Origin of the sequence: Pseudomonas sp. 1 R 17, from assembly GCF_900067035.1 — a bacterium.
Classification (GTDB): Bacteria; Pseudomonadota; Gammaproteobacteria; order Pseudomonadales; family Pseudomonadaceae; genus Aquipseudomonas; species Aquipseudomonas marginalis.
The window spans coordinates 1-13,918 of sequence record NZ_FKLB01000022.1; the positions used below are offsets into that span (position 1 = coordinate 1).

A 13,918-nucleotide genomic window follows, 5' to 3' on the forward strand; every position below is an offset into this window, starting at 1 on the left:
TCCGGCGGCATGGCCCAGCGCACCGCGTTGGCCCGTTGCCTGGCACGCCAGCCCCAGGTGCTGTTGCTGGATGAGCCCTTCGGTGCGCTGGATGAAGTGACCCGTGCCGATATGCAGCACCTGTTGCTCAAGGTCAACCGTGAGCAGGGTTCGGCGGCGGTGTTGATCACCCATGACATCGACGAAGCGCTGCTGTTGTCCGACCGCATCCTGCTGCTGGGCAACCGCCCGGCGCGGACGCTGGGCGAATGGCGCATCGACCTGCCGCAACCGCGGGAAGAACAGGTGGAAGCGATCGGCGCGCTGCGCATCGAGATTCTTAAAACCCTACGGCAGGCGAGCCGCCCTCAACCCCAAACCCTTGACCTGCCGGAGCCCAGCCATGTGCCTGGATGACCTGACCCACTCGCGCCGTGACTTTCTCAAACTTTCCGCGGTACTCAGTGCCGCCGGCGCCTTGCCGCTGCTGAGCAGCCTGCAGGCCCGCGCCGCCAGCGAGCCGGATGCGCCGGTGCGCATCGGCTACCTGCCGATCACCGACGCGACGCCCTTGCTGGTGGCGCATAACAACGGCCTGTTCGAAGCCGAAGGCATCAAGGCCGAGCGCCCGGTATTGCTGCGCAGTTGGGCGCAGGTGATCGAGGCGTTTATCTCCGGGCAAGTCAACGTGATTCACCTGCTGTCGCCGATGACCGTGTGGGCACGCTATGGCAGCCAGGTGCCGGCCAAGGTGGTGGCGTGGAACCATGTGGGCGGTTCGGGGCTCACCGTGGCACCAGGCATTACCGAGGTGAAGCAACTGGGCGGCAAGTCGGTGGCGATCCCGTTCTGGTATTCGATCCATAACGTGGTGGTGCAGCAACTGTTCCGCGACAACGGCCTGACCCCGGTGGCGCGTGCCGCCGGCAGTGCGATCGGCGCCAATGAGGTCAACCTGATCGTGCTGCCGCCTTCGGACATGCCGCCGGCCCTGGCCAGCCAGCGCATCGACGGTTATATCGTCGCCGAGCCGTTCAACGCCCTGGCGGAGAACCTCAAGGTCGGGCGTGTGCAGCGGTTTACCGGTGACGTGTGGCGCAATCACGCGTGCTGCGTGGTGTTCATGCACGAACACGACCTGAACAATCGCCCGGAGTGGTCGCAGAAAGTCGTGAATGCGATCGTCAAGGCCCAGGTGTGGACCCGTGATAACCGCGCAGAGGCGGTGAAACTGCTGTCCAAGGACGGTCCGAACCGCTACACGCCACATGCCGAGCCGGTGTTGAGCAAAGTCCTGGCGCCAGCCGCTGCCGACCGCGCGGCCTACCTGGCCGATGGCGCGATCCGGCATGCCGACTGGGACGAGCACCGCATCGACTTCCAGCCCTATCCATTCCCCAGCTACACCGAGGAATTGGTGCGACGTTTGAAGGACACGCTGATCGAGGGGGACAAGAAATTCCTCGCCGATCTGGACCCGGCCTTTGTCGCCAAGGATCTGGTGGATGACCGCTTTGTGCGCAACGCCATCGAAGCGGTGGGCGGCATGGGCACCTTCGGCTTGCCCGAGGGCTTTGAGCGGACCGAGGAGATTGGCGTTTGAACAACCGCAGAGTCCCGGGCTGGTTGCTCGGGTTGAGTGGCCTGGCCGGCCTGTTGTTGCTGTGGTGGCTGGGGGTGAAGGTGTGGGGCGATGGGGGCGGCCTGGCGGCGCGCTTTTCGCTGGCCGCCACCTTCAGCAGCCTGTGGGAATTGCTGGGGCGCGGTGAGCTGTATCTGCATATTGTCGTGAGCCTCAAGCGCATCTTCGTCGGGCTGTTCCTGGCCTTGCTGGTGGGGGTGCCGCTGGGGCTGCTGGTGGGCAGTTCGCGCAACCTGGAAGCGGCGACCACGCCGGCCTTCCAGTTTCTGCGGATGATCTCGCCGCTGTCCTGGATGCCCATCGTGGTGATGCTGATGGGGGTAGGGGACCAACCGATCTACTTCCTGCTGGCGTTTGCTGCGGTGTGGCCGATCATGCTCAACACCGCCGCCGGCGTGCGCCAGCTCGACCCGCGCTGGCTGCAGTTGAGCAGCAGCCTGAGCGCCACGCGCTGGGAAACCTTGCGCCGGGTGATCATCCCCGGCGTGGTGGGGCACGTGCTGACTGGCGTGCGGCTGGCCATTGGGATCCTGTGGATCGTGCTGGTGCCGTGCGAAATGCTCGGGGTCAGCGCGGGGCTTGGCTACTACATCCTGGATACCCGTGATCGCCTGGCCTATTCGGAACTGATGGCGATGGTATTGCTGATCGGGCTGCTGGGGTTTGCCCTGGATGCGCTTGCACGCGGGTTGCATCAGCGGTGGGTGCATGGGGGGAGCCAGTGAAGGCATGGCCTGAGCCCGGCGGCCCACCGCCGTCGGGGTGAGCGGCACACCGGAGGAGCCAAAGCTTTTCATCACCTGTAACATAAGACCCTGTCGACCCCGTGCATCCCGTCGCCGGGTATGTGCCTGGCGTGTTCGGCGATACACAGTGAATACATTCTTCCGGTTCAGGAACCCGTCATGACCCAAAAGCAACGCTTGAAATACTCGATCCTGATCGCCCTGGCGGTACTGGCGACGATGTTTGGCCTGTCCTACCTGCAGAACATCGGGTTTATCAGTGAGAAGACATTCCAGACCATCGCCATCGCCGTCGCGGTCGTCGTGGTGGTGATCAACGGCATCATGCGCCGCAAGGTCAAGCTTTAAGGTCAGCCTCAGCTTCGAGCGTCGAGTACCTTGGCAGCCTCTTCATGGAGGCTGTAGCTTTTATCCGCGTTAAGGGTGATCACGCCTTCGCTGCACAGGCGCTTGAGCACCTCGCGCACACTCAGGAACGACAACGGGATCCCCAGCTCCAGCAAATGGCTGTGCACGCCACGTACCCCCAGGGTGCGCTGGTTGTCGGCGGCGGTGAGCAGGGCGTCGATGACCTTCAGCCGGATCAGGCTGGTGCGCAGGCCGAAACACTTGAGCAGGTGGCGAATACGCTGGTTGCCTTGCTGTTCGGGGGTTTTGCCGAACGCTTGGGCGCCGTTGCCAAATTGGCTGTCGGCTGCGGGTGAATGTCCGTCCGTGGGCACTTGCGGGTTGTACATGCAAAAACTCCTTATCAGAGCCTGATCAGGAAAATGATGGCGCTCTTAGTCAATAAGACGAACGAGCGTGCAAAATCATGAAGGGTGTGATGTAGAAAATTTGTCGGTATCGGCTTTGTCACATCTGCAGCGCCTCGGATAAACCCGCTCCAGGGTTAAATTTCTCCCGGTTTTTTGCGTCTTTACGGTGGGGTGGTTACCCCTGTGAGGGTGTTCAATTTGACTGCGGAGTCTGTGTGATTATTTCCAACGGGTTGGCCAAGGTGTGCGTGACGGGGCTGTTGCTGGGGGCGAGCCTGGCTGCAACAGCACGGGAATCGACAACACAGGCGTCGGCGGATATCCGCCGCACCAGTTTCGGCGTGCCGCATATTCGCGCCAATGACGAGCGTGGCCTGGGCTTGGGGATCGGTTATGCCTATGCCCAGGACAACCTGTGCCTGCTGGCCAATGAATTGGTTACCGTAAACGGCGAGCGGGCCCGGTACTTCGGCCCCGAGCAGTCGACCCTGGAAGAGCGCAACAACCTGGCCAGCGATGTGTTTTTCACCTGGCTGAATACACCGGGCGCGGTGGCGGCTTTCTGGAAGACGCAAAGCCCGCAGATCCAACAGCGCATGCAAGGCTACGTGGCCGGCTACAACCGTTACCTGAAAGAGCAGGGCGCACCCGCCCAGTGCCAGGCGGCCTGGGTGCGGCCGCTGGTGGTTGAAGACCTGGTGAAATTGACCCGCAGATTGTTGGTGGAGGGCGGTGTCGGCCAGTTCGCCGAAGCCCTGGTCGGCGCCGCGCCGCCTCAGGCCTCCGCGAGTGTGCAACCCAGCGCCAAGGCATTCGAATTGGCCGCCGCCAATCAACAGCGCTTCAGCCTGGATCGCGGCAGCAATGCCGTGGCGGTGGGCCGCGACCGCTCGTTCAATGGCCGTGGCATGTTGCTGGCCAACCCGCATTTCCCGTGGGTGGGCGGCATGCGCTTTTATGAAATGCACCTGACCATCCCCGGCCAGCTGGATGTGATGGGCGCCGCGCTGCCCGGCCTGCCGGTGATCAATATCGGCTTCAACCAGCATGTGGCGTGGACCCATACGGTGGACACGTCCAAGCACTTCACCCTGTATCGCCTGACGTTGGATCCCAAGGACTCCAAGCGCTATATGCTGGATGGAAAATCCATCCCCCTGGAGAAAACCTCGGTGACGGTGCAGGTCAGGCAAGCGGACGGCAGCGTGACGCCGGTAACCCACTCGGTCTACAGCTCGCAGTTCGGCCCCGTGGTGCAATGGCCCGGCAAGCTGGATTGGGACACTCACCACGCCTTCAGCCTGCGCGATGCCAACCTGGGCAACGACCGCGTCCTGCAACAGTGGTACGCCATGAACCGTGCCACGAGCCTCAAGGACCTGCAAACCTCGGTGCACACCCTGCAAGGCATCCCGTGGGTCAATACCCTGGCCGCCGATGACCAGGGCCAGAGCCTGTACATGAACCTGTCGGTGGTGCCCAACGTCAGCGCGGCCAAACTGGCGCAATGCAGCGACCCGCGTGCCGGCCTGCAGATGATCATGCTCGACGGTGCCCGCAGTGCCTGTGCCTGGGACGTCGACCCGCGTGCCGCCCAGGCTGGCATCTTCCCCGCCGACCAGTTGCCGCAGCTGGAGCGTAGCGACTACGTGCAGCACTCTAACGATTCGGCGTGGCTGGCCAACCCCAAGGCGCCCTTGACCGGCTTCTCCCCGGTGATCAGCCAGGACCACATCGGCCTCGGCCCGCGCGCACGCTTCGCCCTGCAACGCCTGCAATCCCTGGAGGCGCAACCGATCAGCGTCGCCGACCTGCAAAACATGGTCATGGACAACGAGGTGTACCTGGCCGGCCAGGTCATGCCCGACCTGCTGGAATTCTGCGCCAAACACCTTGGCACCGACGCGACTGCGCTGAAGTCGCTGTGCACCAGCCTCAACGACTGGGACCGACGCGCCAACCTCGACAGCGGCCTGGGCCTGGTGCACTTCATCAATTTGGTTGAAGACCTGCAGCAACTCCCCGATGCCTGGCGCGTCGCGTTCGACCCGGCCCAACCCCTGACCACCCCACGGGGCCTGGCCATCGAGCGCGCCCCCGTGGCCAAGGCCCTGCGCGAAGCCATGCTGGCCTCCAGCGCAGCCGTGGCCAAACTCGGCCTCAACGCCGACAGCAAATGGGGCGATATCCAGGTCAGCGGCCAAACCCCGATCCACGGCGGCCCGCAAGCGCTGGGGATCTACAACGCCATGCAAACCGTGCCCCGGGCCGACGGCAAGCGCGAAGTGGTCAGCGGCAGCAGCTACCTGCAGATCGTCACCTTCGACGACCAGGGGCCTCACGCCCAGGGCGTGCTCGCGTTTTCCCTGTCCAGCAACCCGGCATCCCCCTACGCCAAGGACCAGACCCAAGCCTTCGCGCAGAAAAAACTCCGCCCACTGCCGTTCACCGACGCCCAGATCAAGGCCGACCCGCAGTACCAGCAGCAGCTCATCAAGGAGTAGGGCAGACGCGCAACCCCTTGATGCCAATACGAAATATTTTTGAAATCAAGGGGTTGCAGGCAAAAGCAAATGAGTACATAATAGCGCCCATCGAACGCAACGAAGCATTAAAAACTTCAATGTATTCAATGAGTTAGAGTAGAGGCAGGGCTCTATGGCCCACTCAAGTTTTTATACGGTGAATGTCAGCGGCAAGGGCATTGATCGTTTGAGGCCGAGTAGCAAAATGGTTATGCAGCGGATTGCAAATCCGCCTACGCCGGTTCGATTCCGACCTCGGCCTCCACTCTTGAAAACCCCGTAGATTAACGTCTACGGGGTTTTTTATTGGGCGGAAGAAAAGGCCCGGGTGCCAACCTCTCGAGCAGGCCGATCTACCTTCCTCCGCATCCGCCTGTGCAGGCGCCATTCCCTTCCCGTTGTGTATAGCGTTGTGCCGTGTCCCTCCCACGCTCGAAGGTTTTTTCGACGAGTGACGTGTCTAGATCAAGGGTCAGGAGGCTTTTAAGGTTGTCATGGCCCGTGTTGGCGACTACCCTGAAAATGTTCGTATTGTTACGAATAATTTCGGTTGTGGCTGTTTTCAAGTCACGCTACTTCAGGATGAGGAACGAAAATGTTTTCACACGAAGGTCCCGCAATAGAGCTGCTGCTATTCATTTTTGGTCTGGCGATGCTACTTTTGGTCGTTTGGTTTTTTCATCATCAATACGAGCGGAAGACGGGGAAGGGTGTTAAAAAACTACATGATCTCGACGAGAAACGCTCAACCTGACGCTGCTGTCGAATGACCTGATCGAGTCGGCTCCCGCTGGCTCGCACTATTCGCTGACGTAAAGATCGAGGGCTGGCTACGATTTCCGAGTCGAGGCCCTCATTCTTGAGCGTACTGAACTCTATCTTCAGCGCCAGTCTCTGACCTGCTGATGCGCTGCGCCTTCACTTCACCCGCGTACCTGGCGATTTTATCCCGCTGAGTTGCCAGCAACGTGCCGATCTTCATTAGCGCCAACGCCTCACTCGGCGTCCTGCTGCTGTTTGCCAGGGCTGTCAGTTCAACCACGGACCAGCCAATGACTGCAGTTGCATCTTCCAGGTCATAAAACAATTCCTGCTGGGCAGTTCTGGGTCCATCGAGGCCCTGTATCAACTCTTTCATCTACTTCTCCCTTTGGTGCTGATCAGGTAGCGAAGTTGGCCTTACTCGCATCAACGAATGACGTGTATCCACCCCAACACAAACCCTACCAAGACGTTACACGAAACTCATGACGGACTTCATTTACCGAGGTCTTACTTGACGTACACCCAACCTTGTAAAGCAGAGAGCGTTGTCATGAAGTTGAATTACCTAACCAAGGCGGCTGTTGTTGTCGCGCTGTTGTCGACCTTGTCGGGCTGCTGGATATTCATGCCGCCGGGCGGTGGCGGGGGTGGTGATCACGGCGGTGGTGGTCATGGTCAAGGCGGTGGCCCAGGCGGTGGTCCGCGTTAACCGTTAGTCAACCAGAGGTGGGCCATGAATTATGGCTCACCTCTTTTTTTGCCTGGGATAAATCCCAGGCAAAGAAAAGCCCGCGATGGGGAGCACGGGCTAAAAGGGATGTTCATTAGGAGCTGGGTTCACCATAAGGCCGCGTCTGTGAAAGCTTTGTGAAAACGCCGGAGCCATCTGAACCTGAAGTGTATGCCTCGATCCGTGCCTGGCTGTACGGGGCGCCGGGCGGCATAACCCACTACTGTCGCAGGCCTACCACACTGCTCGGATGCCGCACCATGTCCATGTCTACCAGCCTGCTGTCAGCCTTTGTGCTGTTCGCCTTCGTGTCCTCGATCACCCCAGGGCCGAATAACACCATGTTGCTTGCCTCGGGGGTGAACTTCGGGTTTCGTCGCTCGATGCCCCATGCGCTGGGGATCAGTATCGGCTTCATGCTGCTGGTGATTTCGGTCGGCCTGGGCCTGGGCGAAGTGTTCAAGGTATTCCCGTGGGCCTACACGGTGTTGCGCTATGTGGGCGCGGTGTACTTGCTGTACCTGGCCTGGAAGATCGCCACGGCGGGCGGCATGTCCGATAGCAATGATGAACACGGCAAACCCATGACGTTCTTGGGCGCGGCGGCGTTTCAGTGGGTGAACCCCAAGGCGTGGATCATGGCGCTGGGGGCCATCACCACCTATACGCCGGCTGAGGGCTATGTCACCAACGTGCTGGTGATCGCGCTGTTCTTTGCCGTGGTCAACCTACCCAGCGTGTGCGTGTGGGTCGGGTGTGGCAGCGGCTTGCGTAATGTGCTGCGCGAGCCGCGCTGGTTGAGGCTGTTCAATTGGTCAATGGCCGGGTTGCTGGTGCTGTCGCTGTACCCGATGTTGTTTGCCGGCTAGGTGCTAAACCGGCGAGATGGTCGCCAGCAGGCCGATGCCGATGGTCAGCACCAAAAAACCGAACAGGAAAATCGCCATCTTGGTCATAAGGCCTCCGAAGGAAGGGGGTGGGGATGGGGGCCATTGTCCGCCCAGGCGGCGTTTCAATACAGGCGCAGATAGCAAAGAAAAAACCGTATCAGATGCGTCGGCGAGGGTTCTGCCACGGGCTTTTGGCGCCCGTGGTTTTTTCAAGATCAGTGCCTGAGACAGCCAGCGTTTTTCCCCCTAAGATGGCGCCCATTGCATCAACAATAAAAGTGGGCCAATCCTCGATGGAAAGACGCCAGTTCAGCGGTGGCATGAAAGGCAAGAACCTGCGCTACCTCAACGAAACCTCCCAGCCGGCATCGGTCACTCGCGTCGGCTTCCTGCTGCTCGAACATTTTTCCCTGCCGGCATTCACCCAGACCCTCGACACCGTGGTCACCGCCAACCTGCTGCGACCTGATCTGTTCGCCACGCGCACCTTCGGTTGTGACGACGGGGAAGTCATCAGTGACCTGGGCCTGGTGATCCGGCCGGATGCGCGTCTCGATGCGCCCGCGCTGCAAGGTCTGGATCTGCTGGTGATCTGCGGCGGCTTTCGCACCGAACTCAAGGCTGACGACCAACTGATCCAACTGCTGCGTAGTGCCGCCGAGCAGGGCGTGAGCCTCGCGGGGTTGTGGAACGGCGCATGGTTCCTCGGCCGTGCCGGCCTGTTGCAGGGCTACCGCTGCGCCATCCACCCCGAACACCGCCCGGCCCTGGCGGAAGTGTCCAAGGCCACCCACGTTACCAGCGAGCCCTACGTGATCGACCGCGACCGCCTTACCGCGTCGAGCCCCTCCGGCGCTTTCCACATGGCCCTGGACTGGATCAAAAGCTTGCACGACAAAGCCCTGGTCGAAGGTATCGAAGACATCCTGGCCTTCGAGGAATCGCGTTATCGGCGGATCAAACCCACTGAAAACGTCAGCGTCAGCGCGCCCCTGCGCGAAGTGGTCAAGCTGATGGATGCCAACCTCGAAGAACCGCTGGAACTCGACCAACTCGCCGTCTACGCCGGCCGCTCGCGCCGCCAACTGGAGCGCCTGTTCAAGGAACAACTGGGCACCACGCCGCAGCGCTACTACATGGAACTGCGCGTCACCGAAGCACGCCGGCTGTTGCAGCACACCGAACTGTCACAGGTGGAAGTGCTGGTGGCGTGCGGGTTTGTCTCGCCGAGCCATTTCAGCAAATGCTACAGCTCGTATTTCGGATATCGCCCCTCCAAGGAGAAGCGGTTGGTCAAGTAAAGTGACTGCCGCTCCGTGCACTCCGACATGATTTTTCAAGGAGGACCCATGTCTCTTACACGTTTGGATCGTTATCGCGGCAGTTTGCTGGGCTTGGCCTGTGGCGATGCAGTCGGTACCACGGTCGAGTTCATGCCCCGTGGCACATTTACTCCGCTCACCGATATGGTGGGAGGAGGGCCGTTCAACCTCAAGCCCGGCCAGTGGACTGACGATACTTCAATGGCGCTGTGCCTCGCCGAAAGTCTGTTGCGCAAAGAGGGGTTTGACGCGGCGGATCAGATGGGTCGCTATCTGAATTGGTGGAAATGGGGCTATTTGAGCTCCACCGGCGACTGTTTCGATATTGGCCTGACCGTGAGTAAAGCGCTAACGGCCTATCAAGACAGCGCAAACCCCTTTTCAGGTTCTACGGATCCGTATTCCGCCGGAAATGGTTCGATGATGCGCCTTGCACCGGTGGTGTTGTTTTACTTTCCGGACCTTCAACGTATCCGCCATTACGCCGCCGAAAGCTCGCGCACCACCCACGCTGCTCTGGAAGCAATCGAGTGCTGCCTGGTGCTGGCCCAGGCAATCAGCAATGCGCTTGAGGGTGTTTCAAAGGATCAGGTATTGCAGTTGGCGCAGATGGACCTCGCGACCGCCAAAGTCGCCGCACTTGCGCAGGGCAATTACCTGGAGAAGTCGCGTGATGACATCGCCGGCACCGGCTACGCCGTGGCGTCCCTTGAGGCCGCACTCTGGTGCTTCCACCATACCGACAGCTTTGCGGCGGCAGTGCTGATGGCGGCCAATCTGGGCGATGACGCAGACACTACCGCAGCCATCGTTGGTCAGCTGGCCGGTGCGTATTATGGCGCCCAAGCAATTCCTGGCGGCTGGTTGGAAAAGCTGTGGATGCGCGAAGAAATCCAAGGCACGGCGGATGCCCTGTTGGCTGCTTCGACCGGTAATCTCGTGCAGTGAAGCGAGCACCGTCTGCAAAACCATGAAGATCAAATGTGGGAGTTGTCGAGCTCAATTGTGGTGAGCGGGCTTGTCCCGCGTTGGGCTGCGCAGCAGCCCCAAAACCAGGCGCAGAGGAGTGCCTGAGACTCGGCATTCGTCTTGATCAGGGGCGCTTCGCCCCCCACGCGGGGCAAGCCCGCTCACCACATGAAATAGCTTGTGCAAGTTGCTGTGCTTGGACGTGGCGGTTCTTCTCAAAACCGCCCCAGTCGATACGGCCCTGGCGCCGGCAACCCCGAAAACGCAGGCGCCCCCGACGCCAATTGCCCCACCATCTCCGCCGTCACCGCCGCCTGGGTCAGCCCCAGATGCTGATGCCCGAACGCAAGCAGCACCTTCCCGTCACACACCCGATCAATAATCGGCAGCGAATCCGGCAGCGACGGTCTGAAGCCCATCCACGGGGTCGCGTCCTCTGCACTCAGATCCTCACGAAACAACCCCTGGCTCAACCGATGCAACTGCCACGCCCGCGCCATGTTCGGCGGGCGGTCGAGGCCGGCGAATTCCACGGTGCCGGCCAGGCGCAGGCCGCCTGTCATGGGCGTCATGATGAACTTGCGCTCCAGGGACGTGACGGCAAACGGCAGGCGCTGATGTTCATGGGGCAGCATCAGGTGATAGCCGCGTTCGGTATCCAGCGGGACTTTTTTGCCGGTCAGGGCGGCGGTGAGTCTGGCCGAGTGGGCGCCACAGGCGATCAGCACCTGGCGGGCGGCAAAGGTGCCTTGATCGGTGCTCACGGTGACGCCATCGCCTTCAACCCGCGCATCCAGCACCTGGTGTTGGAGGAACTGCACGCCACTGGCCTTGGCCGCCTCCACCAATTCGCAGACCAATCGGTAAGGGTCGAGGAAGTGCCCTGTTCGCGGGAAAAACAGGCCGCCCTGGATCTGGGCGCCCAATTGCGGGGCAATCCCTCGAATGGCATCCGCCGACCAGAAATCCACCGGCACGTTTTGCGCCTGCACGCGCCGTTGCAAGCCATCGATGGCCGCGCGGGAGTCTGAACGTTCGAACACCAGCAGCGAGCCATCTTCGCGCAACAGCTCCGGGCGCTGAATACTGGCCAGCAACCGTTGCCAGGCGCCAAGGCTCGCTTCATTGAGCGCGCGCAGACCCGTCACCGTGCCCTGGTAACTCGCCGGGCGCAGGTTCAGCAGCAGGCGGATGAACCAGGGCAGGGCGCGTGGCAGGTATTTCCAGTCTAGGCGCAGCGGGCCCATGGGGTCCATGAGCATGGCGGGCAAGCGCTTGAGGATCGACAGGTCGGCGATCGGGAACACTTGTTCGGTCGCCAGGTGCCCGGCGTTGCCGTAGGAGGCGCCCATGCCGGGCGCCTGCTGGTCGATCACCCGCACTTTCCGCCCCTGGCGCGCCAGCTGCAGGGCGCAGGCAACGCCAATGATGCCGGCTCCGATTACGGCGATATCCGCAGGGTCAGGGTCGTGCATCAGCTACGCCTCTCTCGACCAGTTGGCATACCACTGGCGAAACAGCGCGTACTGGGTTTCGGCGTAACGCCGCTGGGCATCGCTGAGCACGTCGGTCTCGTTGAAGTGCAGGGCGTAGCCCTGGTCGCCGTTGAGTACCATCAGGTGCTTGTAATACAGCACCAGGTCGCAGCCTTCGTCGAAGGACGACAACACCGCCAACGCCGCTTCCAGTTCCCGCGCCAGGCGCCGGGCCTTGGCATCGCCCTTGGCGGCTTGCTTGCTCAGGGCCACCAGGTGCAGCACTTCGCGGGGCAAGGCATTGCCGACGCCGGTGATTGCGCCTGTGGCGTTGCAGTTGACGAAACCGTGCACCACCTGGGTATCGACGCCGACCATCAGGGTCACGCTGTCGTCCTGGGAGGTGATGTGCTCGGCGGCATAGCGCAGGTCGGCAGCGCCACCGAACTCCTTGAAGCCGATCAGGTTCGGGTGTTCGCGACGCAGTTCGAAGAACAACTCCGCGCGAGTGGCGAAGCCGTAGTAGGGGCTGTTGTAGATCACCGCCGGCAGGTTGGGCGCGGCCTTGAGGATCGCCGAGAAATGCGCCTTTTGCGCCGTGGCGGACGCACCTCGGGACAGCACGCGCGGAATCACCATCAAGCCCTGGGCGCCGACCTTGGCCGCGTGGGCGGCGTGGGCCACCGCCTCGCGGCTGTTCACCGCGCCGGTACCGACAATGGTCGGCACGCCGGCCGCCACCAGGCGCGCCACGCCTTCCTGGCGCTCGGCTTCGGTGAGCAACGGCCAGTCGCCCATGGACCCGCAATACACCACGGCGCTCATGCCGATATCGATCAACTCGCGACCCTTGGCGACCAGCGCGTCGAAGTCCGGCTTGCGCGCGGCGGTGCATGGGGTCATCAGCGCGGGGACGCAACCGGTGAAGATGTTGTCGCTCATTGTCCTGGCTCCTTGCAGCGTTCAATCAAAGGGGTTGGGCTCAGATGCCCCAGGCAAACGGGTCTTGCTCGTCGATCAGCAAGGTGCTGTCGGCGGTCATGTAGGCGCGGCCGGTGACGAAGGGGATGACACGTGTGCCGTCCCATTCATATCGGCCTTCGAAGCGGCTGCCGGTGATGCTGGCTTGTACCCAGGTATCACCGGGGGCGAGTTTCCCATCGGCGGCCAGGCACGCCAGCTTGGCGCTGGTGCCGGTGCCGCAGGGGGAGCGATCGTAGGCTTTGCCAGGGCACATGACGAAGTTGCGGCTGTCGGCGTGGGCGTCGTCGGCGAACAGTTCGATATGGTCGATCAGGGCGCCGTCTGCACCGTGGATGCCCTGGGCCTCGAGGGCCTTGAGCATCGCCCAGGTGTAGTCGGTGAGAGCGTCGACGTTGCTCATCTCCAGTGCCATGCCATGCTCGCAGACCAGGAAGAACCAGTTGCCGCCCCAGGCAATATCGCCCTGGACTGCGCCATGGCCCGGTACATCCACCGTCACCTGCTGGCGATAGCGATAGGCAGGCACGTTGCGTAGGGTCACGGCACCGTCGTCGTGCAAGGTCGCGGCCACCGTCCCCACCGGGGTGTCGAGGGTGTGCACGCCCGGCTGGATAAGCCCCAAGTGCTGCAGGGACGCCACCAGGCCGATGGTGCCGTGGCCGCACATGCCCAGGTAACCGGCGTTGTTGAAAAAGATCACCCCGCAGGTGGCGCCCGGGGTGACGGGCGCACAGTACAGCGCCCCCACCAGTACGTCATTGCCACGGGGTTCCAGCAGGCAGGCGCGGCGCCATGGGTCGTGCTCCGTGCGCAGGTTTTCCAACTGGTCGGCGATGCTCGCGCCCTTGAGCGCGGGGAAGCCGGTCATCACCAGGCGCGTGGGTTCGCCGCCGGTGTGGGAGTCGATCACATGCAGTCGCTTCATAACGCGCTCCATCAATAAGAGCTGTGGGCTGCCTTCTTGTGAGTGTAGGGATAGGCATGCAGTGGCCCTATCGTGAACGCGCAGGCTGGGCGGCGATTGATGTTTTTTGCCGACATCGATGACGAAATCAGCACAGTTCGCCCTGCTCGACAGCACCCCAGGCATGGGGCAATCTGCTTGTCATCAAGGTGACAGCCGGGGAGGGACA

General features: G+C 61.8%; 15 protein-coding genes and 1 tRNA gene. 10 read left to right on the plus strand and 6 right to left on the minus strand.

Annotation, left to right across the window (positions count from 1 at the left end; translation table 11 throughout):
- The 4 genes from BFP99_RS06755 to BFP99_RS06770 form a co-directional block, all read left to right on the plus strand.
- A partial coding sequence (locus tag BFP99_RS06755; protein ID WP_141690758.1) for an ATP-binding cassette domain-containing protein occupies window positions 1–396 on the plus strand: 396 nt, incomplete at its 5' end.
- Entirely contained in the window at window positions 383–1,582 is a 1,200-nt protein-coding gene (locus BFP99_RS06760) for an ABC transporter substrate-binding protein (RefSeq protein ID WP_065941680.1), read from the plus strand. The genes BFP99_RS06755 and BFP99_RS06760, both read left to right, overlap by 14 nt.
- Entirely contained in the window at window positions 1,579–2,346 is a 768-nt protein-coding gene (locus BFP99_RS06765; protein ID WP_065927338.1) for an ABC transporter permease, read from the plus strand. Before BFP99_RS06760 ends, BFP99_RS06765 begins: the two co-directional genes overlap by 4 nt.
- 180 nt (window positions 2,347–2,526) lie before the next feature.
- Window positions 2,527–2,715, plus strand: coding sequence for a hypothetical protein (locus BFP99_RS06770; RefSeq protein ID WP_027606724.1), 189 nt, complete (start codon window positions 2,527–2,529; stop codon window positions 2,713–2,715).
- An 8-nt stretch (window positions 2,716–2,723) separates the two neighbouring features.
- Here BFP99_RS06770 and BFP99_RS06775 read toward each other — a convergent pair whose 3' ends face one another.
- Window positions 2,724–3,104 (minus strand): fe2+ zn2+ uptake regulation protein, encoded by a 381-nt coding sequence (locus BFP99_RS06775; RefSeq protein ID WP_065927339.1) that lies wholly within the window; start codon window positions 3,102–3,104, stop codon window positions 2,724–2,726.
- Between the two features lie 236 nt (window positions 3,105–3,340).
- On the opposite strand from BFP99_RS06775, the gene BFP99_RS06780 reads away from it, so the two are divergent.
- Window positions 3,341–5,629 (plus strand): bifunctional acylase PvdQ, encoded by a 2,289-nt coding sequence (locus BFP99_RS06780; protein ID WP_065946919.1) that lies wholly within the window; start codon window positions 3,341–3,343, stop codon window positions 5,627–5,629.
- 212 nt (window positions 5,630–5,841) lie between these two features.
- Window positions 5,842–5,915 (plus strand) — tRNA-Cys (locus BFP99_RS06785).
- Window positions 5,916–6,503: 588 nt separating this feature from the next.
- Here BFP99_RS06785 and BFP99_RS06790 read toward each other — a convergent pair.
- Window positions 6,504–6,788 carry a hypothetical protein gene (locus tag BFP99_RS06790; RefSeq protein WP_065927382.1) on the minus strand — a complete coding sequence of 95 codons (285 nt, stop codon included), beginning with the start codon at window positions 6,786–6,788 and terminating at the stop codon, window positions 6,504–6,506.
- Between the two features lie 177 nt (window positions 6,789–6,965).
- Between BFP99_RS06790 and BFP99_RS33225 the strand changes: the two genes are divergently transcribed.
- Together BFP99_RS33225 and BFP99_RS06795 are read left to right on the plus strand one after the other, a co-directional pair.
- Complete coding sequence (locus BFP99_RS33225; RefSeq protein ID WP_162844265.1) at window positions 6,966–7,124, plus strand: hypothetical protein; 159 nt, start codon at window positions 6,966–6,968, stop codon at window positions 7,122–7,124.
- Window positions 7,125–7,405: 281 nt separating this feature from the next.
- A complete protein-coding gene (locus BFP99_RS06795) occupies window positions 7,406–8,014 on the plus strand; it encodes a LysE family translocator (RefSeq protein WP_065946920.1) in 609 nt (202 codons plus the stop codon).
- Window positions 8,015–8,017: 3 nt separating this feature from the next.
- Here BFP99_RS06795 and BFP99_RS32700 read toward each other — a convergent pair whose 3' ends face one another.
- Window positions 8,018–8,248 (minus strand): hypothetical protein, encoded by a 231-nt coding sequence (locus tag BFP99_RS32700; RefSeq protein WP_141690759.1) that lies wholly within the window; start codon window positions 8,246–8,248, stop codon window positions 8,018–8,020.
- A gap of 80 nt (window positions 8,249–8,328) precedes the next feature.
- Here BFP99_RS32700 and BFP99_RS06800 point away from each other — a divergent pair, with 80 nt between their 5' ends.
- Window positions 8,329–9,336 (plus strand): GlxA family transcriptional regulator, encoded by a 1,008-nt coding sequence (locus BFP99_RS06800; RefSeq protein ID WP_074846863.1) that lies wholly within the window; start codon window positions 8,329–8,331, stop codon window positions 9,334–9,336.
- Window positions 9,337–9,384: 48 nt separating this feature from the next.
- A complete protein-coding gene (locus tag BFP99_RS06805; protein WP_065946921.1) occupies window positions 9,385–10,305 on the plus strand; it encodes an ADP-ribosylglycohydrolase family protein in 921 nt (306 codons plus the stop codon).
- Window positions 10,306–10,541: 236 nt separating this feature from the next.
- Here the strand turns inward: BFP99_RS06805 and BFP99_RS06810 are convergent, their stop codons facing one another.
- From BFP99_RS06810 to BFP99_RS06820, 3 genes are read right to left on the minus strand one after another with little or no spacing between them, the layout of a single operon-like run.
- Window positions 10,542–11,801: an FAD-dependent oxidoreductase gene (locus tag BFP99_RS06810; RefSeq protein WP_065946922.1), complete on the minus strand. Its 1,260-nt coding sequence runs from the start codon at window positions 11,799–11,801 to the stop codon at window positions 10,542–10,544.
- Window positions 11,802–11,804: 3 nt separating this feature from the next.
- Complete coding sequence (locus BFP99_RS06815; protein WP_065946923.1) at window positions 11,805–12,743, minus strand: dihydrodipicolinate synthase family protein; 939 nt, start codon at window positions 12,741–12,743, stop codon at window positions 11,805–11,807.
- Window positions 12,744–12,783: 40 nt separating this feature from the next.
- Window positions 12,784–13,710 carry a 4-hydroxyproline epimerase gene (locus BFP99_RS06820; RefSeq protein ID WP_065927387.1) on the minus strand — a complete coding sequence of 309 codons (927 nt, stop codon included), beginning with the start codon at window positions 13,708–13,710 and terminating at the stop codon, window positions 12,784–12,786.
- Window positions 13,711–13,918: the final 208 nt, after the last annotated feature.

Coding starts and splice junctions, on each gene's coding strand:
- BFP99_RS06760 (WP_065941680.1), top strand. CDS start 383: ATGTGCCTGGATGACCTGACCCACTCGCGCCGTGACTTTCTCAAACTT.
- BFP99_RS06770 (WP_027606724.1), top strand. CDS start 2,527: ATGACCCAAAAGCAACGCTTGAAATACTCGATCCTGATCGCCCTGGCG.
- BFP99_RS06775 (WP_065927339.1), bottom strand. CDS start 3,104: ATGTACAACCCGCAAGTGCCCACGGACGGACATTCACCCGCAGCCGAC.
- BFP99_RS06790 (WP_065927382.1), bottom strand. CDS start 6,788: ATGAAAGAGTTGATACAGGGCCTCGATGGACCCAGAACTGCCCAGCAG.
- BFP99_RS33225 (WP_162844265.1), top strand. CDS start 6,966: ATGAAGTTGAATTACCTAACCAAGGCGGCTGTTGTTGTCGCGCTGTTG.
- BFP99_RS06795 (WP_065946920.1), top strand. CDS start 7,406: ATGTCCATGTCTACCAGCCTGCTGTCAGCCTTTGTGCTGTTCGCCTTC.
- BFP99_RS06800 (WP_074846863.1), top strand. CDS start 8,329: ATGGAAAGACGCCAGTTCAGCGGTGGCATGAAAGGCAAGAACCTGCGC.
- BFP99_RS06805 (WP_065946921.1), top strand. CDS start 9,385: ATGTCTCTTACACGTTTGGATCGTTATCGCGGCAGTTTGCTGGGCTTG.
- BFP99_RS06810 (WP_065946922.1), bottom strand. CDS start 11,801: ATGCACGACCCTGACCCTGCGGATATCGCCGTAATCGGAGCCGGCATC.
- BFP99_RS06815 (WP_065946923.1), bottom strand. CDS start 12,743: ATGAGCGACAACATCTTCACCGGTTGCGTCCCCGCGCTGATGACCCCA.
- BFP99_RS06820 (WP_065927387.1), bottom strand. CDS start 13,710: ATGAAGCGACTGCATGTGATCGACTCCCACACCGGCGGCGAACCCACG.